General features: G+C 54.6%; 24 protein-coding genes. 9 read left to right on the top strand and 15 right to left on the bottom strand.

Annotated elements, in window-relative coordinates:
• Positions 1-135: 135 nt before the first annotated feature.
• The 3 genes from EVJ21_RS00855 to EVJ21_RS00845 all read left to right on the top strand — a co-directional run bounded on the left by EVJ21_RS00855 (position 136) and on the right by EVJ21_RS00845 (position 4,178).
• Positions 136-2,025 carry a beta-glucoside-specific PTS transporter subunit IIABC gene (locus EVJ21_RS00855; RefSeq protein WP_131489742.1) on the top strand — a complete coding sequence of 630 codons (1,890 nt, stop codon included), beginning with the start codon at positions 136-138 and terminating at the stop codon, positions 2,023-2,025.
• 12 nt (positions 2,026-2,037) lie between these two features.
• Positions 2,038-3,492, top strand: a complete 1,455-nt coding sequence (gene bglA, locus EVJ21_RS00850; RefSeq protein ID WP_131489741.1) for a 6-phospho-beta-glucosidase BglA — start codon at positions 2,038-2,040, stop codon at positions 3,490-3,492.
• A gap of 422 nt (positions 3,493-3,914) precedes the next feature.
• Complete coding sequence (locus EVJ21_RS00845; protein ID WP_016508727.1) at positions 3,915-4,178, top strand: excalibur calcium-binding domain-containing protein; 264 nt, start codon at positions 3,915-3,917, stop codon at positions 4,176-4,178.
• 33 nt (positions 4,179-4,211) lie between these two features.
• On the opposite strand, the gene EVJ21_RS00840 is transcribed toward EVJ21_RS00845, so the two are convergent.
• Together EVJ21_RS00840 and EVJ21_RS00835 are read right to left on the bottom strand one after the other, a co-directional pair.
• On the bottom strand, positions 4,212-4,751 hold the full coding sequence (locus EVJ21_RS00840; RefSeq protein ID WP_131489740.1) for a hypothetical protein: 540 nt from the start codon (positions 4,749-4,751) through the stop codon (positions 4,212-4,214).
• On the bottom strand, positions 4,741-5,607 hold the full coding sequence (locus tag EVJ21_RS00835; protein WP_161568934.1) for an alpha/beta fold hydrolase: 867 nt from the start codon (positions 5,605-5,607) through the stop codon (positions 4,741-4,743). The genes EVJ21_RS00840 and EVJ21_RS00835 overlap by 11 nt, the downstream gene beginning before the upstream one ends.
• Positions 5,608-5,801: 194 nt before the next feature.
• Here EVJ21_RS00835 and EVJ21_RS00830 point away from each other — a divergent pair, with 194 nt between their 5' ends.
• Together EVJ21_RS00830 and EVJ21_RS00825 are read left to right on the top strand one after the other, a co-directional pair.
• Positions 5,802-6,560, top strand: coding sequence for a glucose 1-dehydrogenase (locus EVJ21_RS00830; protein WP_131489738.1), 759 nt, complete (start codon positions 5,802-5,804; stop codon positions 6,558-6,560).
• Between the two features lie 29 nt (positions 6,561-6,589).
• Positions 6,590-7,510 (top strand): NAD(P)-dependent alcohol dehydrogenase, encoded by a 921-nt coding sequence (locus EVJ21_RS00825; RefSeq protein ID WP_131489737.1) that lies wholly within the window; start codon positions 6,590-6,592, stop codon positions 7,508-7,510.
• A gap of 73 nt (positions 7,511-7,583) precedes the next feature.
• On the opposite strand, the gene EVJ21_RS00820 is transcribed toward EVJ21_RS00825, so the two are convergent.
• Positions 7,584-8,396, bottom strand: a complete 813-nt coding sequence (locus EVJ21_RS00820; protein WP_161568933.1) for a helix-turn-helix domain-containing protein — start codon at positions 8,394-8,396, stop codon at positions 7,584-7,586.
• A 165-nt stretch (positions 8,397-8,561) separates the two neighbouring features.
• Complete coding sequence (locus EVJ21_RS00815) at positions 8,562-8,822, bottom strand: DUF1294 domain-containing protein (RefSeq protein WP_071397523.1); 261 nt, start codon at positions 8,820-8,822, stop codon at positions 8,562-8,564.
• Between the two features lie 208 nt (positions 8,823-9,030).
• On the opposite strand from EVJ21_RS00815, the gene EVJ21_RS00810 reads away from it, so the two are divergent.
• Entirely contained in the window at positions 9,031-9,813 is a 783-nt protein-coding gene (locus EVJ21_RS00810; RefSeq protein WP_035386025.1) for a LysM peptidoglycan-binding and 3D domain-containing protein, read from the top strand.
• Positions 9,814-9,983: 170 nt separating this feature from the next.
• Positions 9,984-11,450 carry a cardiolipin synthase gene (gene cls, locus EVJ21_RS00805; RefSeq protein ID WP_131489735.1) on the top strand — a complete coding sequence of 489 codons (1,467 nt, stop codon included), beginning with the start codon at positions 9,984-9,986 and terminating at the stop codon, positions 11,448-11,450.
• Between the two features lie 49 nt (positions 11,451-11,499).
• Here cls and EVJ21_RS00800 read toward each other — a convergent pair whose 3' ends face one another.
• The 5 genes from EVJ21_RS00800 to EVJ21_RS00780 all read right to left on the bottom strand — a co-directional run bounded on the left by EVJ21_RS00800 (position 11,500) and on the right by EVJ21_RS00780 (position 16,058).
• Positions 11,500-12,477 (bottom strand): hypothetical protein, encoded by a 978-nt coding sequence (locus EVJ21_RS00800; protein WP_131489734.1) that lies wholly within the window; start codon positions 12,475-12,477, stop codon positions 11,500-11,502.
• Positions 12,474-13,502 carry a DUF58 domain-containing protein gene (locus EVJ21_RS00795; RefSeq protein ID WP_131489733.1) on the bottom strand — a complete coding sequence of 343 codons (1,029 nt, stop codon included), beginning with the start codon at positions 13,500-13,502 and terminating at the stop codon, positions 12,474-12,476. The genes EVJ21_RS00800 and EVJ21_RS00795 overlap by 4 nt, the downstream gene beginning before the upstream one ends.
• Before the next feature lies 1 nt (position 13,503).
• A complete protein-coding gene (locus tag EVJ21_RS00790) occupies positions 13,504-14,412 on the bottom strand; it encodes an AAA family ATPase (protein WP_070327249.1) in 909 nt (302 codons plus the stop codon).
• 95 nt (positions 14,413-14,507) lie between these two features.
• The gene (locus EVJ21_RS00785; protein WP_016508715.1) at positions 14,508-15,203 is read right to left on the bottom strand and encodes an amino acid ABC transporter permease; all 696 of its coding nucleotides are present in this window, start codon (positions 15,201-15,203) and stop codon (positions 14,508-14,510) included.
• Positions 15,204-15,209: 6 nt separating this feature from the next.
• Complete coding sequence (locus EVJ21_RS00780) at positions 15,210-16,058, bottom strand: transporter substrate-binding domain-containing protein (protein WP_131489732.1); 849 nt, start codon at positions 16,056-16,058, stop codon at positions 15,210-15,212.
• 422 nt (positions 16,059-16,480) lie between these two features.
• On the opposite strand from EVJ21_RS00780, the gene EVJ21_RS00775 reads away from it, so the two are divergent.
• Positions 16,481-16,990, top strand: a complete 510-nt coding sequence (locus tag EVJ21_RS00775) for a flavodoxin family protein (RefSeq protein ID WP_131489731.1) — start codon at positions 16,481-16,483, stop codon at positions 16,988-16,990.
• A gap of 255 nt (positions 16,991-17,245) precedes the next feature.
• Here the strand turns inward: EVJ21_RS00775 and EVJ21_RS00770 are convergent, their stop codons facing one another.
• Genes EVJ21_RS00770 through EVJ21_RS00760 form a run of 3 tightly spaced genes read right to left on the bottom strand, consistent with a single transcriptional unit; the run spans position 17,246 to position 19,057 of the window.
• Positions 17,246-17,695, bottom strand: coding sequence for a GNAT family N-acetyltransferase (locus EVJ21_RS00770; protein WP_131489730.1), 450 nt, complete (start codon positions 17,693-17,695; stop codon positions 17,246-17,248).
• Between the two features lie 18 nt (positions 17,696-17,713).
• The gene (locus tag EVJ21_RS00765) at positions 17,714-18,430 is read right to left on the bottom strand and encodes an MBL fold metallo-hydrolase (protein WP_131489729.1); all 717 of its coding nucleotides are present in this window, start codon (positions 18,428-18,430) and stop codon (positions 17,714-17,716) included.
• A 15-nt stretch (positions 18,431-18,445) separates the two neighbouring features.
• The gene (locus EVJ21_RS00760) at positions 18,446-19,057 is read right to left on the bottom strand and encodes an NUDIX hydrolase (RefSeq protein WP_071397532.1); all 612 of its coding nucleotides are present in this window, start codon (positions 19,055-19,057) and stop codon (positions 18,446-18,448) included.
• 173 nt (positions 19,058-19,230) lie between these two features.
• Here EVJ21_RS00760 and EVJ21_RS00755 point away from each other — a divergent pair, with 173 nt between their 5' ends.
• Positions 19,231-19,740, top strand: a complete 510-nt coding sequence (locus tag EVJ21_RS00755; protein ID WP_131489728.1) for a DinB family protein — start codon at positions 19,231-19,233, stop codon at positions 19,738-19,740.
• Positions 19,741-19,811: 71 nt separating this feature from the next.
• On the opposite strand, the gene parC is transcribed toward EVJ21_RS00755, so the two are convergent.
• The 3 genes from parC to EVJ21_RS00740 form a co-directional block, all read right to left on the bottom strand.
• Positions 19,812-22,217, bottom strand: a complete 2,406-nt coding sequence (gene parC / locus EVJ21_RS00750) for a DNA topoisomerase IV subunit A (RefSeq protein WP_131470650.1) — start codon at positions 22,215-22,217, stop codon at positions 19,812-19,814.
• Between the two features lie 2 nt (positions 22,218-22,219).
• Positions 22,220-24,187 carry a DNA topoisomerase IV subunit B gene (gene parE / locus EVJ21_RS00745; RefSeq protein ID WP_071397535.1) on the bottom strand — a complete coding sequence of 656 codons (1,968 nt, stop codon included), beginning with the start codon at positions 24,185-24,187 and terminating at the stop codon, positions 22,220-22,222.
• Between the two features lie 132 nt (positions 24,188-24,319).
• On the bottom strand, positions 24,320-24,724 hold the full coding sequence (locus EVJ21_RS00740) for a CoA-binding protein (protein WP_016508698.1): 405 nt from the start codon (positions 24,722-24,724) through the stop codon (positions 24,320-24,322).
• Positions 24,725-24,739: the final 15 nt, after the last annotated feature.

The following is a 24,739-nucleotide window of genomic DNA, read 5'->3' as shown; positions in this document are numbered from 1 at the left end:
TCTTCATTATACCACACACATGTTTGCTAAACGTTCACAAACTTTTTTATTGTATCGCTATTGATTAATTGTACCGGTACAATTATAGTAAGAGTGTACAAAATGTAAGCGTTATGAAAAAAGGAGGGTATTCACTTGAGTAAAGTTCGGGATTATTCAAAACTCGCCAAGGACATCTTGGAGGCTGTCGGCGGGGAAGACAACATCATCAACGCAGCCCGGTGTGCGACACGGCTTCGTCTCGTCTTGAAGCGGTCAAACCCGCAGGCGAAAGAGCGTGTCATGGCGATGCCAGGCGTCATCACGGTCGTCGAGACGGGCGGACAGTTCCAAGTCGTTATCGGACAGCACGTCGGAGAAGTGTTCGAGGAGTTCACGCAGCTCGTAAAAATCGAAGGCACTGAAACGGAGGCGGACCAAAAAGGAACGATACTCAACCGGATCATCGCGACGATGTCCGCGGTGTTCGCGCCGTTCATCTATATTTTAGCGGCAGCCGGGATTTTGCAAGGTGTACTCATTCTAACGACATTGGTATTTGAAGGTTTCGCCGAGACGGGGACGTACGAAGTGTTCAGCTTCATCTCATGGGCACCGTTCACGTTCTTACCAATCTTTATCGCCATCACGGCATCAAAACACTTCAAGACGAACACGTTCATTTCCGTCGCGGCAAGTGCGGCCTTGGTCAGTCCGACATGGGCCGAGATGGCGGCACGCATCACGTCAGGGGAGGCGATCAGCTTCCTTGGGATTGCCTTGTCCGGTACGACGTACACGTCTTCCGTCTTGCCACCGCTCTTCCTCGTCTGGATCTTATCTTACGTCGAGCGGTTCTTGAACCGGCATATGAACGAGGTCATTCGTCCTTTGTTCGTCCCATTCTTCAGTTTAGTGCTCATGGTGCCGCTCACGATCCTCGTCATCGGACCAATCACGACGATGGGTGCGGTCGGGATCGCCAACGGCTATAACTTCCTAGCTGAAAACGCGCCGTTGCTCGCTGGCGCCATCATCGGTGGACTCTGGCAAGTCGTCGTCATCTTCGGGGTCCATTGGGGCGTGACGCCGATGGTGCTCGCAAACTTCGACCTATACGGCCGTGACTCGTTCCAAGCCTATCAGACGATCGCCGTCATCGCCCAAGTCGGCGCCGTCCTCGGTGTCATCTTGAAAGCGAAGAGCCAAGAAATCAAAAAAGTCGGAGTCTCGGCAGGAATCACCGGTCTGTTCGGGATCACCGAGCCTGCGATCTACGGGGTGACGCTACGCTTCAAGAAACCATTCATCTTCGGATGTATCTCGGGTGCGGTCGGTGCCATCGTCGCAAGTTTCTTCACCCCATACTACTTTGCCTACGCCGGACTCCCGGGCCCACTCACTCTTGTGAACGGAATCAGTGAAGACGTGCCGACATCGATTTGGGGACTGTTAATCGGGACGGCGATTGCCATCATCCTCCCGGTCATCTTGATTCAAATCTTCGGCTTCGGGGAAGACACTGCCAAACAGGCAAATGAAGAATTGGCGACGCCAGCGACAGCGGAAGCGAGCGCGACGGTCGTCCAAGAAGAAACGATTACGTCACCGCTATCAGGGAAAGTCATCGCCTTGAGTGATGTCCCGGACGACGTGTTCGGCTCTGGGGCAATGGGGAAAGGTTACGCCGTAGAACCAAACGGGAATAACATTGTGGCGCCATTCGATGGGACGGTCGTCATGGTCGCACCGACAAAACATGCGATTGGACTGCGTTCGAACTCAGGGATCGAGCTCTTGATTCACGTCGGGCTCGACACAGTGACACTTGACGGGAAACCGTTCACTGTCCACGTCAAAGATGGGGACAGCTTCAAAGCGGGCGATGTATTGATGACGTTCGATCGCGACATGATCGCCGCCCATAACTTATCAAGTATCACACCAGTCATCGTGACGAACAGCTCGACTTACGCCGATGTACTCGTTCAACCAAGCGATGAGACAGACACAACGAAGCCGATGCTCACGATTGTTCATCAATAAGGAGGAATAAACATGAAGACATTACCGAAAGATTTTCTATGGGGTGGCGCCCTCGCCGCCCATCAATTTGAAGGCGGCTGGGACGCCGACGGCAAAGGCCCGAGCGTCGTCGACGTCTTGACAGCAGGCGCCCATGGCGTCGCACGCCGGATCACGGACAAGGTCGAGCCGGACGAGTTTTATCCGAACCATGAGGCAATCGACTTCTACCACCGCTATAAAGAAGACGTCGCCTTGTTCGCCGAGATGGGTTTGAAGTGTCTCCGGACGTCGATCGGCTGGAGCCGCATCTTCCCGAACGGTGACGACGCCGAACCGAACGAGGCCGGGCTCAAGTTTTACGATGACTTGTTCGATGAGCTGTTGAAGCACGGCATCGAGCCGATCATCACGTTGTCCCACTTCGAGATGCCGCTCCACCTCGCCCGTGAGTACGGCGGGTTCCGCAACCGGAAAGTCGTCGACCATTTCGTACGCTTCGCCGAGGCCTGTTTCGACCGTTACAAAGACAAGGTCAAATATTGGATGACGTTCAACGAGATCAACAACAAGATGGACGTCAACAACCCGCTCTTCCTCTGGACGAACTCAGGCGTCATCGTCGAGGAAGGCGAGAACGCCCGTGAGGTCATGTATCAGACGGGGCACCATGAGTTGATCGCGAGTGCGCTCGCCGTCGCCAAAGGGAAAGCGATCAACCCGGACTTCGAGATCGGGGCGATGGTATCGCACGTGCCGATCTATCCGTATTCGTCGAACCCGGACGACGTCATGCTCGCCGAGGAGATGATGCGCCAGCGCTACTTCTTCCCGGACGTGCAAGTACGCGGGTTCTATCCGCGCTACGCTTTGAACGAGTTCGAGCGTGAAGGCTACAACATCCCGTTCCTGGACGGGGACGACGACATCTTGAAGAACGGGACTGTCGACTACCTCGGTTTCAGCTACTACATGTCGACGACCGTGAAGAGCGACGTCGTCGCCGACAACAGCGGCGACATCGTCAACGGCGGTCTGCCGAACGGTGTCGAGAACCCATATATCAAGTCGAGCGACTGGGGTTGGGCGATCGATCCGGTCGGTCTTCGCTACGTGCTCAATCGGTTGTACGACCGCTATCAGATCCCGCTCTTTATCGTCGAGAACGGTTTTGGCGCCGTCGATGAGATCATCGACGGAAAGATTCACGACGCGGCCCGCATCGATTACTTGAAGGCCCACATCGAGCAGCTGAAACAAGCGGTCGTTTATGACGGCGTCGACTTGATCGGCTACACGCCGTGGGGCATCATCGACATCGTCTCGTTCACGACGGGCGAGATGAAGAAGCGGTATGGCATGATTTACGTCGACCGTGACAATGAAGGCAATGGCTCGATGGAGCGGATGAAGAAAGACTCGTTCGATTGGTATAAGCACGTCATCGAGACGAACGGGGAAGCGTTGGAATACGAAGCGACAAAATAATTTTCCATGAATAAACCCACCTCTTTCAAAAAAAAGAGGTGGGTTTATTCCTTCTACAGATGTTGCGGCAATAGGAATTTGCAAAAGTCACTGATTATAGCCGACGAATAACGTAAATGTGATGAGCATGACGGATGAAATCATGAGAATCACAGCGAGTGAGCTGGCGAACAGCAAAAAAAGTTTTGAGAAGTTGATCCGTTTCTTCCAAACCCCTATTAGGAATGCAAGATTCAGTACCAAGAAAAATGTGAGCACGAGCAGAGGTACCGCGCGCTCTTGCATTAAAATAAACAAATCCATAATAAAACACGTTCCTTTCTGTCTTTACCATATTTGCAAAAGAGGTATATTTCTCGTAATCAACCGTATAATGATGAAAACTACTAGACGTATCGTCTGCTAATTTGGAGGAAATAAGAATGAAGAAACTGCTTCGTGCAACTGTGGCCTGTCTCGCTTTGTTTACGCTGAGCCTCGCTCCTGCGAATCCGGCTGATGCCGCTGCCAAAAAGTTTAAAAACTGTACCGAGCTCAACAAAACCTACAAGGGTGGTGTCGCGAAAAACAAGACCATCAAAAACAAAGGCGGCAAGACGCAGTATAAGCCGCTCGTCAACGCGGCACTCTACCAAGCAAACATTGGGAAAGACCGTGATAGAGACGGAATCGCCTGTGAACGTTAAGAGATTTGGGGACTACTCCCCGAATCTCTTTTTTCATTGAGGATAGCGATACACGACGTCACCCGAGGCGTCATAACCCGTGATGGCGTCAATCGATTCGATTTGGTCGACGACGACGAACCAGACGTCATTCCCGGCTTTCGTCTTCATTAATTCCGGCTCGAAGCGGTCCCCGTCCAACTCGACGACGACACGTGTCGTCGTCCCATGATTCATCCCATATAAGATATCAAACGGAACACAGTCTGGCTCATCCCCGCACGTCCGTCCGTCGACCGACCAGGTGAGACCATCATCTGACAGCGAGCGGGACGTGACCGATTCGACACGGTCGTCGATGGTAATCTCTAAGCCGATGCCTTCGATGAACAGTTCATCGCTCAGCTCGTCCGTTGAGTAGCGTTCTGTGAAGAAACGGATTGTCATCTCAGGGTCAGCGACCTGATGGACCAGGATGGGCTCGGCCGTCGCTGATAATTCGGGTTGCCCGGTTGATTCCACTTGCCAGACAATCCCGGCAGAGAGTAGCAACACAACGACGATGATGAGCACAATCTGTTGATTACGCTTCATAAGAACTCGCTCCTTGTGTTGATAATAAAAACTGACGCACCCGCTCGAGCGGGAACTCCGGACTCCAATGAACGAAGTGACCTCCGGGAACGGACTGATAGGTGACTGGAGGTCGATCTTGCTGAAGACTCGAAACGGCAGACTTCGTCAATTCAGCTTCTTTCGTGTCCACGCCGATAAAGTCGGCGTAGACGAGAAGCGTCGGTACGCGGAGCATCCTCATGAGCTGGCTCATGTCCAAGTTATAGTAGCCGAACAGTAAGTTCATTCCACCGGGACCTAGTTTGGCAGGAGCATCCAAGGCCCGGCGTACTTCGTCCCGCTCAGGTAACCCCGTCTGCGTGCAGAACGCTTTGAACTGTTCCTCTGAAATCGATTCTGCCGCTTTGTCCGTTATGAATTTCGCCTCGATTTTCCGGACGGCTGTCGGCTTAAGCATGCGGTAGATCACGTTCAAGAGCGGCACGACGAGTCCAAACGCGCCATATTCTTGCAGCGGGACTCGCGGGAACGGCTTATGTCCGGCGTCGAGCAAGACGAGCCGTTCCAGCTTTTCAGGGTAATGGGCGGCAAACGCGAGGGCGACCGCGCCCCCGAGCGAGTGACCGCTCACATGGACAAGGCCGAGTCCTGCTTCCACGATATAGCCGTTCACCCAATCCGCTAATTCCAAAGAAGTGACTCTCCCTTTGAGTCCTTCGCTGCGACCGAACCCTGGCAGATCGAGCAGATGGACCTCGAAGTCGTCGGCAAGCGCCTCGGCGAGCGTCAGTCCCTCGTTCCCCGAGAACCCCCCAGCCGGTAGAAACAACAGCGGAGACCCGCTACCGATCACTTCAGCATCATATCGTCCCAAGTCATCAATCCTTCCTCAAATCCCAATATATGTATTCCTTTCATTGTAAAGGAGATATCGTACGAAAAGAAGAACATTCTTCCATCAACAGCATGCAGGTCACTTAAAATTCGGGTATAGATTACTGACACGTGTCCAGTCCGCACTTGTCGTTTTGCTGTGTCGTCTTCTACTTAGCCAAGGAGGAATGCTGTGTGAAACTATCAGGCAAGACAGCGCTCGTGACCGGTGCCGGTTCTGGAATGGGGCGGGCCATCGCCAAGCTATACGCCGCGGAAGGTGCTCGCATCGTCGCCGTCGATATGAACGGGGATACGGTCGAGGCGGTCGCAAGTGAGATCAAGTCGTCCGGCGGGGAAGCGGTCGGTATCGCCGCGAACGTGACGAAGCAAGCGGACATTGACAACATGGTCGCGACGGCGACGGGCCAGTTCGGCTCACTCGATATTTTGGTGAACAACGCCGGCATCATGGACAACTTCATGACGGTCGGTGAAGTGACCGACGACGTGTGGGACCGTGTCATCGCCGTCAACTTGACCGGTCCGATGAAGATCGCCCGGGCCGCCATCAACGTGATGGAGAAACAGGAGTCGGGTGGGGTCATCATCAACATCGCCTCGGTCGGCGGTTTGTTCGGGACACGAGGCGGGGCCGCGTACGTCGCATCAAAACACGCGCTCATCGGCCTTACGAAAAACATCGCCGCGACGTATGGCACATTCGGCAAGATTCGGGCCAACGCCATCGCACCAGGCGGGGTCAATACGAACATCGGGGCGACGATCACGGCGCCGAGCGAGCTCGGGATGCGTGCCATCCAAGCGGCAGGGGAAGCACCGATGGGGGAACCGGACCAAATCGCAAGCGCCGCGCTGTTCCTCGCTTCAAGTGACTCAAGCTTCGTCAACGGGGACGTCTTGAAAGTAGACGGTGGTTGGACCGCCCGCTAAAAGACAAGCGACTTGTGAGGAGGTACACGATGAGAGCAGTGATTTGTACCGCATATGGTCCGCCGGATGTGTTACAGCTTCAAGAGATCGAAAAGCCTGTGCCGAAAGCAACCGAACTGCTGATTAAAGTACACGCATCAGCCGTTCAATCCGGGGACCGCCGGCTTCGTGCGTTAGATGTACCGGCAGCAGGCAAGTTGCCGATGCGGGTCGTCGTCGGCTTTAAAGCGCCGAGACAGCCTATCTTAGGTGTCGTCCTAGCAGGTGAAGTGGTGGAGACGGGGCGACGTGTGCAACACTTCAAGGTGGGAGATCGTGTCTATGCGCTGACCGGGATGCGCTTTGGCGGCTATGCCGAATATGCATGCATCAAAGAGACGAAATGTGTCGAACTCATGCCTCACCACGCAAGCTTTGCAGAAGCAGCCAGTCTTCCGTTCGGTGGAACGACAGCCCTTCATTTTTTGCGTAAAGTGAACATCGAACAGGCGAAGACCGTGTTGATTTACGGAGCTTCCGGGGCAGTCGGCTCCATCGCGGTACAGATCGCGAAACATTTCGGTGCCCACGTGACAGCCGTCTGTCGGGAACGAAACTTCGGATTGGTCAAACGCCTTGGCGCAGACGTCGTCGTCGATTATACAAACGAGGGCTATGACAGCGAACTGACAACGTACGACGCTGTGTTTGACGCGGCAGGGAAAATCGATAAGCGGATGGCTCGTAAACATGTCGGGGAAACAGGCCGGTTCAGTTCGGTTGCCGGACAGGGAGTAGCGAGTGAACGAAAAGAAGATCTGACCCTGTTGAATCAGATGTTTGAAGCCGGAGATCTGAAAGCCGTCATCGATTCGATTTATCCGATGGAGGAAATCGTCGCAGCGCACCGCTATGTGGACGCCGGCCAGAAAGTTGGAAATGTCATCGTATCGGTCGTGCATGAGGAATGACATCGTCTCTCGTCCATCGAGAACGCAAAAAGAAGGAGTCTAGCCATCAGATTTCGATGGCCAGACTCTTTCTTTAGTTGGTCTTCTTGCCCTTGCGGTAGACGAGCGGGGTGACCTTATGTACTTTCTTGAACGTCTGGACGAAGTGACTGACGCTCGTGTAGCCGAAGCGACTCGCTATTGCAGCGACCGACTCCGTCGTCTCTTGTAACTGATGCGCCGCCGCTTCCATGCGGACGTCACACGCATAGGCGAGCGGGCTCGTGGCGGTCCACTTCGTGAAATAACGGCAACATTCCGCCCGGCTCAAGCCACCGGCCTTGGCAATCTGTTCGAGCGTCACACGCTCCGTCACATGTTCATGGATATAAGCGAGCATCGCCTTCATCCGGTCTTGACCGACCAATCGCGGTTGCTCGTTTGTCTGTTGAATCCAGTAACGCCAGACGACCGTCATCTGGAGCGTGGCATCTAAGAGGGCGAACGATGAGTCGCCATGTAAACTTCGGGATACCTTGTCGATCGTGTCTAACACGGCCTTCTCTGCGCGCTCGGTCGGCGTGAGGAGTTTTAGGGGCAACGTCGCCCCCGTCATGAACGGTGTGACGAACCTTTCGGCAAGCAACGGTGCGAACAAGTCGTATGGATCGACACCGACGTCGACGAACCGAGTCGCTTCTTCGGACGAAACGACTTGATACAGTTGCCCCGGCGCTAACAAAAGGCCCGACCCGGTGCGGAGACTATGACGGTTCCCGTTGACCATCAAGTCGACGCGACCTGCCCTCACTATAAAGGCGTGGAAGTGATCGGTCACGTGGATCATAGCTGTCATGACCGCGCCTGTTGTCGATTCCACGCTCTGAAGTGAACTTTGTTCCAACATCTTCATCTCACCTCAATATTTGAACATTTGTTTCGGGATTACACCGGGCTGACAGTCTTGAACCCGATGAATTCATGATCAATCCGACATTTATATATCTATTGTCACGAGACGTCTTATCACGTTCCTTCTATATAATGGAGCAGAAAAGATAGCCGGCTCCACTCAGAAGATGAAAAGTGACGTGATCCCGGCGTGAACGAGAATCGCGACCGGGACCCCGATCCGAAACTTCGGCTTCAACGTCTTGTGACGGAAGAGGCGCATCGCGACATAAGCCCCAAACGCTCCCCCGATCCAGACGAGAATGAGCAACGTTTGTTCCGAAATACGCCAAGCCCCGGATTTTGCACGTCGTTTATCGAGGAAAAATGACATAAACGCTAGTAAATTAGTCACAATGTAATACAGCAGTAATAGTTCCAAAGACTAAAACCTCCTTTCTCACCTTATCAGTATAGCTGAAAACGGCTCAACAAAGCCATTTTTATCTAGATTGTAAGAATTCAGACTCCTCTCATCTCCCTGAAAGCTTCTGTAACTGAACTGATATCACTCTCATATCAGCCTGTAACGGCAGTGAAATATAGAGGTGTTACAGTAAGGGAGCGTTAGAAAAGGGAGGAATATTCTTATGAAAAAACCACTATTGACACTAACGGCACTCGCTGGCCTTAGTTTAGGAGTCGCTGCTCCAGCTTCGGCAGCATCAACACACACGGTTCAGTCTGGAGATACTTTGTACCGTATCGCCGTGAACAACGGTGTATCTGTGAACGACATCAAACAAGCAAATAGCTTAAACTCGAATATGATTTATCCTAACCAAGTGTTGAAGCTTGCGAAGTCGGAAGCAAAAGCGACAGCTTCTTCAAACACTTATACAGTTAAATCAGGCGACACGTTGTATCGGATCGCGACAAACAACGGTGTCTCTGTCAATCAATTGATGACATGGAACGGTCTTAAATCAGATCTCATTTTCCCTGGTCAACAATTTGCTGTGAAAGGTGCCAAAGCAGCATCGGTTGCGAACAGTGCACCAGCAGCTAAACCAAAAGCATCAACGTCTGCACCGGTGACAAAACAGTCTACGTCTACAACGCAAACTCAAGCTCCGGCTTCGGGTAAGACGATGACAGTTGAAGCAACGGCGTACACGCCATATTGTGCAGGTTGCTCTGGTATCACGGCAACAGGTATCGACGTTCGTTCGAACCCGAACCAAAAAGTCATCGCGGTTGACCCTTCAGTCATCCCGCTCGGCTCTAAAGTATGGGTTGAAGGCTACGGCGAAGCAATCGCTGGAGACACTGGCGGCGCTATCAAAGGGAACAAAATTGACCTCTTGATGCCGACACAACAGCAAGCGCTCAACTTCGGTCGTAAATCAATCACAATCAAAGTCTTAAACTAATCGATCGACCCCAAAAACACCGCAGGCGCGGTGTTTTTTTGCGTTCTATTCGCTCAAACCTGCAAGCTCGTATACCTTTCTCCTTCGAAATCAGGCAAACTAGATATATCAGGTCTTGTCTGGTCAGAAAAACCGGGTATGTACCAAATCGTAAAAGGGGGGAGAACCTGATGCTCACGACAGAAATCATCATCAGCGTGTTCGGCATCCTGCTCGTCATCTTGAACATGACGTTCGCCATCACGATCATCTTCTTTGAACGGCGCGACATCGGCTCGACATGGGCCTGGCTGCTCGTCCTCTTCTTTTTGCCGCTCATCGGCTTCTTCATCTATATCTTCTTCGGTCGTTTGATCAAGTCGAACAACTTCTATCAAGTCGATGAAGAGCGGCGTAGTGAGTATGCGTTGCACGTCCAACAACAGCTCGATGAGTTGGATGGGAACCAGCTGATCTTCAAGCAAGACCCGTTGTTAGCAAAATACCGGCGTCTCGCCCGGTTGAACCTGTCGTCGACGAACGCGCTTGTCACGTATCATAACGACATCCAAGTCATCCATGACGGGAAACAGAAGTTCGCGGCCTTGTTCGACGATATCGAGGCGGCCAAACAAGAAATCAATATCCAATACTACATCATCCAGAACGATTCGCTCGGCCAGGCGTTGATTGCGGCGCTGACCAAACGGGCCCAAGCCGGTGTCCGGGTCCGGTTGCTCTATGACGCCGTCGGCTCGAGAGGGCTGAGACGTAAACATTTCAAAGAGCTGCTTGAAAGCGGAGGCGAGGTCAAGTCGTTCTTCCCGTCGAGCCTCGGCATCAACTTCCGCGTCAACAATCGCAATCACCGCAAGCTGTGTGTCATCGACGGGGACATCGGCTATATCGGCGGCTTCAACGTCGGCGACGAGTACATGGGGACGAACCAGCATTTCGGCTATTGGCGTGACGTCCATCTGCGGATGAACGGGGAGGCGGTCCAAGAGTTGCTTGAACGGTTCTTGCTCGATTGGAACCGTTCCGTACCGACGAAACGAAAAGCGTTGAAAGAAGAGTTCATTTGGCCAAGCAAGACACTCGAGGCGTTCAAGTCACCCGTCCAGATCGTCACCTCCGGTCCGAACTCGACGACGGAGCATTTAAAGAACATGCTCGTCAAGATGATCGGGGAAGCGAAAGAGACGATCTACATTCAGACGCCATACTTCATCCCGGACGCGAGTTTCCTTGACGCTTGCCGGATCGCGCTCATGTCAGGGACGAAGATTCAACTGATGATCCCGAACAAACCGGATCACATGTTTGTCTACTGGGCGACATACGCCAATGCGGCCGAGCTCGTCCGGTACGGGGCCGAGGTGTATACGTACGAGGGCGGTTTCTTGCATGCGAAGACGCTCGTCATCGACGGCGAGGTCGCTTCGATCGGGACGACGAACATCGACGCCCGCAGCTTCCACCTCAACTTCGAGATTTCAGCCCTTGTCTATGATGAGGCTGTCGCCCGGTCCGTCATCGACGCGTTCGACCGTGACAAATCGTGCGCTGAGCTGTTGACGCTCGAACGTTATGAGACACGGACGAAATGGATTCGCTTCAAAGAGAGCGTGGCGCGTCTGTTGAGTCCGATCCTATAAAAAAACCAGTCAAGACGCCCGGGTTCAATCCCGAACATCTTGGCTGGTTTTATTTTTTCAACACGTGTTTGACGTGTCGTTCAAACGCCTCGACGACCGTGGTCGGCGCTTCTTTCTCACCGTACTCGGCCGCCTCGAGCCAACTTGCGAACAAGCTTCCATCGGTAAAGTCGATCCGTTCCAACCACTCGTGCGCGGTCTCCTCGCGATGGCGAGGGTGCACCTGTTCAAGCCGGCGTCCGGCCTCGAGCAAGCGGACATCACGTGGCGTCCGCGTCAAGCGACGTTCCGTCCGTGCAGTCTGATGGGCCTTTTTCGGGACCGACAGCACTTCTTGGATGTCTTTTCGTTTTTGTAAATAGAAGAACAACAGGACACCGCCGACGAGCAGGACGATGAAGAAGATGACTAGCGCGGAAGACTGATTCTTCGCCGATTCGAGCAACGTCTCGTTCGCGATCGTCTCGGCATCGAGGTTCGGGTTGTCCGGTATCATGAATCGGTTGACCCGGTCGGACGGGTCGAGCGTGATCCCATCGAACCAGCCGCCGATCCAAAGCAGGAACGGTCGGATCCAGGTGATGAGGTCGCCGAACAACAGCTCTTTGACCGTCCGGATGACAAAAGCCAGTCCGAGACCGACCGCTAAGCCGACGACGAGCGTCGACAACATCCGTTTATAGTCGCGACGGTAATATAGGCTCCGTTGCCAAAACAAAAACAGGAACGGGAACACGATCATGAGGAGCGGTTGCTCGGCCGGCGGGAACAGCCAATCCGTGATCAAGAACAACACGCTCGCAATCGCGTAACGGTCGGTCCAATCGAGCGTGCGGATGAAGGCGTGCACATACGTGAACAACAGCAACGTGATGCTCATCTCATACGAGAACCAGAGCGCACCGATACTGAGCAAAGTCTGGATGCCGAGCTGCCAGTTCCGCGGCAGACGGAGCGTCAACAGGAAGACGAGCGGATAGACGTGACCGACATAAAATGCCGCAAACAACCACCAGAGCCAGTTCATTTGCCGTCACCTCCGAGCCGAAGAATCGATTGGCTGCCGCCGTATTTGGCGACTTTCCGTTCGAATAACGACCGGGCCATCGGGAAGTCTCGTTCCGACAGACAAGCGAGCGTCGTCATGACCTTGCGGAAATGGGTCTCGCCGCTCCCGGGTGCGAGGTCGTACGTGATCCCGTCTTTCGTCAGCGTCGGGACGATCAGTCCGTAGCTCGCGTTCTCTTTCTCGAAGTCACGGCACAGCGCCGCCGCTTGCGAGATCACGCGTTCCATCTGATGGGTGAGGGAGCGCCCGTCTTTCGTCAACAAGTCCAAGACGACGACGTACTCGTTCGCCTGGACGGGCTGTTCGGTCCGGGCCAGCAGTTCGCCCGTCTTCGCATAAGCCGACCAGTACAGTTGACGCATCGGTTGACCGTGATACGGGGCGACCGACTGGAACGTCTCCGGGTCACGATAGGCGCTATGACGGACCATCTCCTCGCCCGGTAGCGTCGGCGGGCGTTTCGGGATCGGATAAGGCAGGAACTCCGGGAAGACGTACCCGATCCTTGCGAGCGGTTCCTCTTTATAGAGCGAGAACATGCGGAGCGGGTCACGGATCTCCATGCCGATCGCCTCGACACGGATCGGACCTCGCTTGATGGCTTTGAGCGGTAGGTCGTAAGAGACGACCGCCTCGCCACCGACATAATTCTCCTGGCGCCAGAAGGCGTGGTTTTCCACTTCGACGGTCGGGTGGAGATAACCCGACAAGCGGACGACACCGAGCGGGACTTTCGCAGTCGAGATGAGGCGGATGACGTACGACTCTTCGTCACCCGGGAACAGTTTCAGTTCGTCCGTCACTTCGACACGGACGTGTTCGGCCAGGCGGAACAACAGCTCGGGCATGACGAGCGCGTAGATGCTGACGCCGAGCAAGGCGCTCGCGAGGAACACGTTCCCGTAAAGCGCCGTGAAGACCCCGACGACGAACAAGAGCCACATGTAGGCGGATTCTAGATAGCGCGGGCTGACGAGTTGCATGTCACACCTCGGATGGGACCGCGATGGTCTCTAACACAGATTTGATCAGTTTCGACGGTTTCGTCTTGAGCGATGCCTCGACCGTCAAGACGATGCGGTGCCCGAGAATCGGCAAGGCGAGCGCCCGGATGTCTTCCGGTGCGACGTAGTCCCGTCCGTCCATGTAGGCGTGGGCCCGGGCCGCCATCGTGTAGGCGAGCGTCGCCCGCGGGCTCGGCCCGACCTCGATGTCCCGGTGGTGCCGGAGCGCCTCGACGAAGTCGAGCAGATAGTCTTCCATCGCCTCGTGCAGCGTCACGTCACGGACGGCTTGCTGCATCACGGCGAGCTCTTCATGTTTCAACGTGAACGGAGCGGCGCTCAAATGCTCGTTCCGGAGCAGTCGGCGCTCTGACTCCCGCGACAGCGGGGCGAGCGAGAGCTTGAATAAGAACCGGTCAAGCTGTGCCTGCGGAAGCGGGAACGTCCCTTGTCCGTCGAACGGGTTCTGCGTCGCGATGACGAAGAACGGGTCCGGCAAACGGAGCGACACCTCACCGAGCGTCACTTGACGCTCTTGCATCGCCTCTAAGAGCGCCGACTGTGTCCGTGGTGTCGTCCGGTTGATCTCATCGACGAGTAAGATCGATGTGAAGATCGGTCCGGTCCGACGTTCGAACGCACCTGTCGTCGGATTGAACAGTTCCATCCCTAAAATGTCACTCGGCAGCGTGTCCGGCGTACATTGCACGCGCTGGAAAGCGGCCGATACGGAAGAGGCAAGGCTTCGGGCGAGCGTCGTCTTGCCCGTCCCCGGCCGGTCCTCGAGTAAGACATGTCCCCCTGAAAGCAAGGCGATCGTCGACAGCTTGATCGCTTTCGATTGCCCGATCACTAAACCGTTTAAATGTGTTGTCCATTGTTGCACCATAATAAAATTCCCCCGTCTGTTTTCTGATAATTAAGAAAATCATAGCACACTCGACGCTTACACAAAAAGGAAAACAAAAAACGATGACCGCAAAGTCATCGTTTCGGTGTATCCAAATAGCGTTCGAAATGCCGCTCGAGCCAGTCCTGGAAGAACGACATGAACGTACAGATGCCCCAGTAGATCAGAGCGACGACCAAGTAGACGGTCATATAGTCGAACTCACGACCTCCGACGATCTTCGCCTTGTTGAAGATCTCGGGGACGGTGATCATCGCAGCGAGCGAGCTCGCCTTGATCAGATCGAGGAACACGTTCGAGAGCGGGGGCAGGGCGATCCGCGTCGCTTGAGGCAACGTGACTCCTTTCAACGTCAGCCACTTGTTCATGCCGAGCGACCGGGCCGCTTCAATCTGTCCCTGATCGACGGCACGGATCGAGGCGCGGATGATCTCCGCGATATAGGCGGCCGAGTTCAAGCTGAAGCCGATGATCGCTGCCGTCAACGCCGCGAACTCGATCCCGATGAACGGGAACCCCGAGTAGAGAATGAACAAGATGATCAAGATCGGGACGCCGCGCATGAACGAGACGTAAAACGTCGACGGATAACGCACTAGCCTTGACGGAGACAGCTTCCCGAGCGCGAGCACGAGCCCTAACACTAACCCGAAGAACATGCTGAGGAAGGAGATCCAGAGCGTGTTCGGCAGCCCACCTAGCAAGTATGGGAACGAGCGGATGGCGAGGTCGGCGTCAAAGATCGCTTCCCACTTCACACCTTCGAACATATCGCCTTAGTCCAATTCGACGATTGTCGCGTCGACGTCCGGTTCGACGGAGACGTCAGCACCGTTATAGAACTGTTCGGACAGCTGCTTCACCGTACCGTCCTCGAGCATCTCTTCAAGGACGCGGTCGATGTTCTCTTGCAAGTCGACGTTGTCTTGATTCATCAAGAGTGCGACGTCTTGCGGGTTATAGGCGATATCCGGATGGATCGCGATATCGAATTCCGGGAAGAAGGCGAGGGCGAGCGTCTGGAGGTAGTAGTCGTTCAAGATGACGTCGGTCCGACCTGTCGACACGTCGCGAAGATATTGGTCGTTCGTCGCGTTGTCGTAGATGACTTCTTCAGCCCCATACTGGCGCGCCACGTCCATGAAGACGGTCGTCGCTTCACCAGCTGCCTTTTTACCTTTCAAGTCTTCGAGCGACTTGATGCCTGAAAGATCGCTCTTCCGGACGATTGCCGTCCCGTACGTGTGCTTATACGGTACGGAGAAGGCGAACTTCTCTTTGCGGTCTTCCGTCACCGAGATGTCGTTCGCCACGACATCGACTTGTCCGTTTTGGACGCTCGTCAACATGTTGTCGAACGCCATTTCTTTGAACTGGACCTCGAGGTCGAGACGTTTTCCGATCTCTTTCATGACCTCGACGTCAAACCCCGTCAAATCGTCACTTTCTTCTTCACGGAACGAGGCGGGATAGAGTGTCCCAGCCGTACCGACCGTGAGCGTACCTTCTTCTTTGATCTCATCCCAGCGTGTCGTATCGGCCTGATCGGTGCTAGAATCACCACACGCCGCGAGCGGGACAGCGAGCAAGATAACTGCTGCTAAACCTTTTGTCATACGTTTCATTCATGTTCCTCCTTAAAGTATCATCTGTCTAAAAATAGCATGATGAACGCCTAGAGGCAACTGCGAAGAACATAGAAACAGCAGGTAAGATATTTTTGAAACGTTTATTCTAAAAGCGCTATCATGTCATTGAATCAGGGTTTCATACAGGTAATACAGATAAGAATAATTTATGAAACAGCATGCGATTCACCAACCTTCAACCTCTAGAGAATCGACAGGTGCGCAAGTGGGAGATAGAGGCAAGATGAGTCCACAGCTTTTTAAATCAGGTGAGAGGACTGTGCTAGGTCCCGAGAGGAAGGCCTATGCTACCCTGTCCAAGAACAGGCGAGGACAGTTAGGTTCTTTGCCATCGTTTAAGGGTATTTCCTCTGTAGATAGAGGGAGGGAAAGTTAAAAACGATGGAAGGAGTGACGTAATGAAGAATAGTAGCTTGATTGTATATTACTCATGGATCGGCAGTACAGAAGTAGTCGCGAAAGAAATTCAAAGGCTTACAGAGTTTGACATTCAAAGAATCGAAGATAAAAAGCAGCGAAAACTTGGTAACATCGCCGGTGCAGCAATGGGAGCGTTTTTTGGTCTGAGAGGCGTTATCATGCCAATGGACTTTGCATTAAAAGAATATGAGCATCTATTCCTAGGAACCCCAGTCTGGGCAGGAAAGACGCCCCCGGCCATCAATAAATACTTAAAAGAGACTTCCTTTAAGAACAAGAAAGTTTGGCTGTGCATAACTAAAGGTGATGAAAAAGTTCCCCAACAGGTTATCGACTCAATTACAAAAAGGATTGAGAAGAAAGGCGGAAAAGTGATGGGCAGTATTTCGATAACGACAAAATGGGATCCCAAGACGAACATTCCTATTGCACTTGAGGATGTCCAGAAACCGATCTATGACTGGCTGAAAAGAGGAGGCATTTTATAAAATCTGAACGAAATCAAGCTGTGCCAACGTCTGAGCGAGGAAAAACAAAACGAATCGGTGGCTAAGGGAAGCACGACCTGCCGACATAACTGATCACGTGAACGTGGGAAGCAGGTGAGTCCTGAAAACTACCGAGGAATCGGTTCAAATTTTACTAGTTTACATAACATATATTATCAGTAAAAATAAAACTCTGTCTCAATCCTTTAGTATACTTAAAGTAGTGAGACAGAATCTGAAATTATGAGATCGGGATCAAATTCGCGTAAACCGGATCAATGTGACACCTGGTTCCGGTTCGAACTCGGCGTTCGGCTCGAAGCCAAGCTTCGAATACAATCGTTTGGCCGGACCGTTATGTTTGCCGGTATGCACGTAGACAAGTTTGTCCTCGTGTAGACTGAGCACGTGTTCTAACAACGTCGTCGCGAGCCGCGCCCTGAAGTATGTCGGATCGATGCACAGCTTCGTGATCTCGACCGTGTTCTCGGCCGCCTCGATCGTCACAAACCCGATCATCCGCTCCTCGTTGTATAAGCCGTAGCTCAGACCCGGCAAGTTTTGAATGACCTCGACCGTCTCATATCGGGCCGGGATCTCGTCAAATCCGATCAGTTCGGCCTCGACCGCATAGGCGTTCCGTTGAATCTCGAGCATTTGCTCGGCTTGCCGGTAATCCGTCGTCCGAATCTCCCGTAACTCCATCTGTCATACCCCCAAAGATTATCGTGAAAAGCGACGGGCTTGCTTACGCTTAGCTCGTTTCAGTGCCAAATAGAGCCGATGTGTGCCTTCAAGCGCTTTGCCGTGGCCGACGAACGTATGACGCGGCGCCAAGTCAAGCAACCGCTCGGCATGGTCGACCGCGGCCCGCTTGTCCCATGTCGCCAGACCCGGGAGCGGGAACAACGGACGCGTGTCCCCTGCCACTGCGACTCCCCCATGTGATTGGAACGCGTCACCGGCGAACAACAGGCGATGCTGTTCATCGAAATAAGCGATCGAGCCCGGGGTGTGGCCGGCGGCGGCATAGACGCGAAGACCGAACAGCCGCTCACCCGGGTCGAGCAGCTTGTCCGGTAGCGACCGGATCGGCGGCAACGAGCCTCTTATGTTGAGTGGCCGCTCACCTGAGTCCGTCGTTCGGTCCCCTGCTAACAAGCGGGCGTCACGGCGTGAGACGTAAAGCTCGGCGTGTGGATGCGCCTTCAGGATCGTATCGACCCCACCGACGTGGTCCCCGTGGGCGTGGGTGAGCAGAATCGCGAGGAGGGGGCGGTCTTGTGCCTCGATATACGCTAAAATGTCAGCGGCGTTCTGCTTCAACCCGGTATCGATCAAGACGAGGCCGAGCTCTTTCTCGATCAATTGGACGTTGATCGGCAAGACGGGTGAATAGAACGTCAGCTGGTGGACATCTTCAATCCGTGTGACTTTCATAAGACCTCCCCTTTCCTAGTCGAACAGTGTGACCCAATCGTCCTGCCACCGGGCGTCAAAGCACATATGGAGCTGTTCGAGCGTGTTGCGGGCGAGCGACAACGGCGGCAAGGCGTCACGCGAGAAGAAGCCGATCTCGCTCGTCTCATGGCTGACTTGAGCTTCCCCGCCGATCAGCTCACACTCGATGAACAGTTTATAATAATGTTGTGACAACGGCGGGTGCGGGTGACGGTGCATATCGAACAAGGCGACGAGGCGCATCGGGGCGACATCAAAGCCTGCCTCTTCCCCGATTTCCTTGATGATATTGTCTGACGGTGACAGCCCGACCTCACAGAAGCCGCCTGGCAGCGTCCACAGCCCGTCCGACCGCTCACGCACGAGCAGCAACTCGTCGTCTCGGAAGACGACACCGCGTACGTCGAGCTTCGGTGTCGGGTAGCCGTTGACGTGCGTCAGTTCAGTGATCTCATGCAAGGCGAGGTTCGACTGTCGTTCGAACATATCGGTCGCAATCTCCTGGAGCTCGAGATAACGCTCGCGGTCGAACTCGTCCTTCGTGAACGTCAAGCCCGCTTGCGACAGTGCTTGTAGCCGTTTGGCCCAAGTGAGCCAGTCTGACATAGAAATCCCTCCATCGTTTGTCCTGCTTATCCCATTCGCCATCGGGCTTGATTGTTCCTTTTCATAATACCCGCTCCCGCAAGAAAGTATTTGTCGCGCCAGTCTGGAGTTTACGACACCCGGCTCATGGTATACTCGACGGAAACATCCGTAGCAGTAGAAGGAGGAGGCATATGACCGCTATCGAACTATTGTCCCGATTCAAGCAAGACCTCGACCAATACTCATCTAATCAACTCCGCTATAAGGAGAAGACGGATGTTTGGTCGATCGGGCAGATGTATGACCATATCATCATCGTCGCCCATGAGTATCTAGACGAGATGGAAGCGTGTCTGACGAATGCTGAGCACCAACCGCTCGGGAAGACCGAGTTTGGGGAGCTGTTGTTTAGCGACGGTGGATTCCCCCCTATTAAAATCAAACTACCGGACGAAATGAACGCCCCGCCCGACAATACCGATAGCCGTGAAGCTTTGAAACGCCGTCTTGACGACCTCATCACACGGTTGGAGAAGTGTGAGCCGATGATTCACGCGGCCGACCCGAACTGTAAAGCGTTACATGGCGGCTTCGGCTGGTTGAACGCGCAAGAGTGGTACAAGCTCATCGAGATGCACACCAGACATCATCTACGGCAACAGGCGGAATTGGAACGGTATCTTAGAGCGTTCCATGACTGACAAAGACGAATAGAGACAAAAAAAGCCTGCACACGCGACAGTATATGTCATGTGTGCAGGCTTTTGCTGAATCAATCGAGATAGACGTCCTCGATGTCACCGAACGTCTCCTCGTCGAAGACGAACGAGCCGTTGGCGTAGCGGTCGAGCAGTGTCAGTTGTTTCGCGTTGACCGTCTTCGCGGTCTCTTTGCCGACGATGTGGATCGTCTCATCCCCATGCACCGGCAGCACGCGGCGGATCTGGTGCGGTTTTGATTTGACCTCACGGATGAGCATCGTGCCACGCAGGTTGCGGTTCGTGCAGTCGAACTGGTCTTCGAGCTTCATCTTCTTGACCGCTCCGCGTTGCGTCACGAGGACGAACAGCGGCGGTGTGAAGAAGGCGAACGCGTCGGCGACGACGTCACCGTCTTTCAAGTTCATCGCTTTGACACCGGCGGCACGCTGTCCGACGACCGGGACGTCGTCTTCTTTGAACCAAAGCCCGTATCCACGCTCAGAGACGAGGAAGAGTTGGCCTGGACCGTCACTGATGCCGGCGAATACGACCTCGTCGTCCCCTTTCAGTTTCAGCGCCATGAGCGCCTTCGACTTGCGCTGGGCGTCATAGTCACGGAGCGGCGTCCGTTTGACCATGCCGTCTTTCGTGACGAACAGGCAGTGTGCGTCCGTCTCGAACGTCGAGACGACGTCGGCCGAGACGACTTGCTCGCCTTCGATCGGCACGAGGTTGGCCACGTGTTGGCCCGCGTCTTTCCATTTCGTCTCCGGGATCTGGTGGACCGGGATGAGCAGATAGCTGCCTTTGTTCGTCCAGACGAGCAAGTGGTCGGTCGTCATCGCCTGTGTGAGGAGGACGGGCCGGTCTTTTTGTTTCATCTCCGGCATATCCTCGCTCGAGGCGCCGTATGAGCGCATCGACGAACGTTTCACGTAGCCGTCACGGCTGACGAACACCATCGTCTCTTCGACGGCGATCATGACCTCGGTCTTCAGTTTCAATTCTTCGACTTCGGCCTCGATGACCGAACGCCGCTCATCACCGAACTCGTCGCGGAGCGCCGTCAACTCTTTTGAGATGAGTTTCCGCTTCGTCGCGTCGACGTTCAAGATGTTGGCGAGACGCGCGATCTCTTTTTGCAACACTTTCGCTTCTTTTTGGAGCTCGACGATGTCTGTGTTCGTCAAACGATACAATTGAAGCATGACGACCGCTTCGGCTTGACGGTCCGTGAACGAGAAGCGATCCATGAGCTTCTGCTTCGCCTCGGACTTGTCCTTGGCCGAACGGATCAGTTCGAGCGTCTCGTCAAGCACTGAGATGGCTTGTTCGAGCGCGTCGACGATCTCGGCGCGTTTCTTCGCCTGTTCGAGCTCGAACGTCGTCCGGCGGGTGACGACTTCCTCGACATGTTTCAAATACGCATCGATGATCGGTAACAGACCGAGCTGTTTCGGTGTCCGCTGCACGATCGCGACCATGTTGTAGTTATAGGCGAGCTGCAGGTCGGTATGCTTCAAGAAGAAGTGGAGCACACCTTCCGCGTCCGCTTCTTTCTTCAATTCGATGACGACACGGACCCCGGTCCGGTCGGTCTCGTCACGGACTTCGGCGACGCCTTCGACTTTCTTGTCGAGACGGAGCTCTTCCATCTTCTTGACGAGGTTGGCCTTGTTCACCTCATACGGGAGCTCGGTGATCGTGATCTGTTCACGGCCGCCCTTGAGCGGCTCGATGACCGATTTGGCGCGGATGATGATCTTGCCTTTACCGGTCTCGAACGCTTTCAAGATGCCGTCTTTGCCCATGACCGTGCCACCGGACGGGAAGTCGGGACCTTGCATGTAACGGAAGGCGTCATTCGGTGTCTCGACTTCGCCGGCGAGTCGGGCGATGGCGAGATTGAGCACTTCGGTCAAGTTGTGCGGGGGGATCTCGGTCGCATACCCCGCCGAGATCCCGGTCGTCCCGTTCATGAGCAGGTTCGGTAGGAGTGACGGCAAGACGAGCGGTTCCTCGGTCGAATCGTCAAAGTTCGGCGTGTAGTCGACCGTGTTCTTGGCAATCGACGTCAGCATGACACCGGCGATCTTCGACAGCCGGGCCTCGGTATACCGCATCGCGGCAGCCGAGTCGCCGTCCATCGAGCCGTTGTTCCCGTGCATGTCGATGAGCGGGTAGCGGAGCTTCCAGTCTTGCGACAGGCGCACCATCGCCTCATAGACAGAAGAGTCACCGTGCGGGTGGTAGTTCCCGATGACGTTCCCGACCGTCTTGGCCGATTTCCGGTACGCCTTGTCGTTCGTGTTGCCTTCATGGTGCATCGCATACAAGATCCGGCGCTGAACGGGCTTGAGCCCGTCGCGCGCGTCCGGGAGCGCCCGGTCTTGAATGATATATTTCGAGTAACGCCCGAAACGGTCTCCGACGACCTGTTCGAGCGACAAGTTTAAAATGTGTTGAATCGTCGACATCGTTACATCACTTCCTCAATCGCTTTAGTCACATGTTCATTGGCGATGATCGAATCATCTTCTTGGAGACCGAAGGCGACGTTCTCCTCGATCCATTCGCGGCGATGGGCAACGTTGTCCCCCATTAGCACCGAGACGCGCTTGTCGGCGACGGCAGCGTCATCGATCGTCACGCGGATGAGTGTCCGTGTGTCCGGGTTCATCGTCGTCTCCCACAGTTGATCGGCGTTCATCTCACCGAGACCTTTGTAGCGCTGGATGATATAGCCTTTTTTGTACACTTTGACGAGTTTCTCGAGCGCTTCCTCGTCCCAGGCGTATTCGAACTGCTCCGACTTGCCTTTCCCTTTCGAGATGCGATAGAGCGGCGGCAAGGCGACGAACACTTTGCCCGCCTCGACGAGTGGTCGCATGTAACGGAAGAAGAACGTCAACAAGAGCACTTGGATGTGGGCCCCGTCCGTATCGGCATCGGTCATGATGATGACTTTGTCGAAGTTGCAGTCACTGAGATCGAAATCGTGTCCGACCCCGGCGCCGATCGCGTGGATGATCGTGTTGATCTCCTCGTTTTTCATGATGTCATTGAGTTTCGACTTCTCCGAGTTGATGACCTTCCCGCGGAGCGGCAAGATCGCCTGGATCGTCCGGTCACGGCCTTGTTTGGCCGAACCGCCGGCCGAGTCCCCCTCGACGAGGAACAGCTCGTTCTTGGCGGCGTTTTTTGATGTCGCCGGCGTCAGTTTCCCGTTCAGAATGCTCGAACGTTTCTTTTTCTTGCCGTTACGCGCCTCTTCACGCGCTTTTCGGGCCGCTTCGCGGGCCTGGGCCGCGCGGATCGCTTTCTTGATGAGCATCGTCGCCATCTGCGGGTTTTCCTCGAGGAAGATCGTCAGCTGCTTGGCCATGACGGCGTCTGCGCTGGCACGGGCTTCAGGCGAGCCGAGTTTCGACTTCGTCTGTCCCTCGAACTGGAGGAACTCCTCCGGGATCCGGACCGAGACGATGAGCGTCAAGCCTTCACGGACGTCGCCGCCGTCGAGGTTCTTGTCTTTTTCTTTCAACAAGCCGTTTTTGCGGGCGTACTCGTTCATGATCCGGGTCATCGCCGTCTTGGCGCCGACTTCATGCGTCCCGCCGTCCCGGGTGCGGACGTTGTTGACGAACGACAACACGTTCTCCGAGTAGGCGTCCGTGAACTGGAAGGCGAGTTCGAGCTCGATGTCGTTCTCGGTCCCTTCGAAGTAGACGGTCGGGTGGAGCGTCGCCTTGTCGTCATTCAAATAGTGGACGAACTCGGCGATCCCGTTCTCGTAATGGAACGTCTCTTGCTTGTCCGAGCGTTCGTCGGTCAACGTGATCGTCAACCCTTTCAATAGGAAAGCCGACTCCCGGAGCCGTTCGGCGAGCGTGTCGTAGTTATACGTCGTCGTCGAGAAGATGGTCGTGTCCGGCTTGAAGTAGACGCTCGTCCCGGTCTGGCGGGCTTTCCCCGTCTCGAGGAGCGTCGTCTGTGGCACACCGCCGTCAGCGAACGTCTGCTCGAACACCTTGCCGTCGCGATAGATCGTGACGAGCAGCTTGCTCGAGAGCGCGTTGACGACCGAGGCGCCGACCCCGTGCAGTCCGCCAGACGTCTTGTAGCCGCCTTGGCCGAACTTTCCGCCGGCATGGAGGACCGTGAAGATGACCTCTGGCGTCGGTTTTCCCGAGGCGTGCATCCCGGTCGGCATACCACGCCCGTGGTCACGGACCGTGATGGCATCGTCTTTATGGATCGTCACATCGATCTGGTCACCGAAACCGCCGAGCGCCTCGTCGATCGCGTTGTCGACGATCTCGTAGACGAGATGGTGCAGCCCGCGATGGTCGGTCGAGCCGATATACATCCCTGGTCGTTTCCGAACGGCAGCGAGCCCTTCGAGCACTTGGATGGCGTCTTCATTATAATTAAATAGTTTTGTTGACATGTCAGTCACCTCATCTTCGAACACATGTTCGTTTTTCATACCTAATTGTATAGCTGTTTCAGGATTCTGGCAAGCCTTCCTCTCCGCGCCGTCGACGCGTGAAAAAAAGTAGACCTGCCGCAGGGGCAGGTCTCAGCCGAGGAGTCGAGCGTGCTCGACGTAAATACACCGGTTCTCGATGTAGTCAAGTCCGGCAGCATGAACGATTCGTTCGGCGTCCTTGCTCGACAGACCGAGCTGGTTAAAGACGAGTCCGACATCCCCATGACGGACCGCGTCCTCGGCAACGCCGGCCAAATATTCGTTCCGGCGAAACACGTCGACGATATCGATTCGTCCCGGGATGCTCTCGACCGTCGGATACACCTTGCGGCCGTTCCACGTCTCGAGCGTCGGATTGACAGGGATGACCGTATACCCTTGCAGGAGCAAATACTCCGCAATCTGGTTGGCGGTCTTGTTCGGGTTCGATGACACACCGACGACAGCGATCGTCTTCGCTTCAGCGAGATGTTGTTTCAAACGTTGGTCGTCCATCCTGAAATCCCCCTT

Origin of the sequence: Exiguobacterium sp. SH0S2 (assembly GCF_004337185.1) — a bacterium.
GTDB lineage: Bacteria > Bacillota > Bacilli > Exiguobacteriales > Exiguobacteriaceae > Exiguobacterium > Exiguobacterium aurantiacum_A.
The sequence above is the reverse complement of the archived record's forward strand: the minus strand, read 5'-3'. Positions and strand labels throughout refer to the sequence as shown.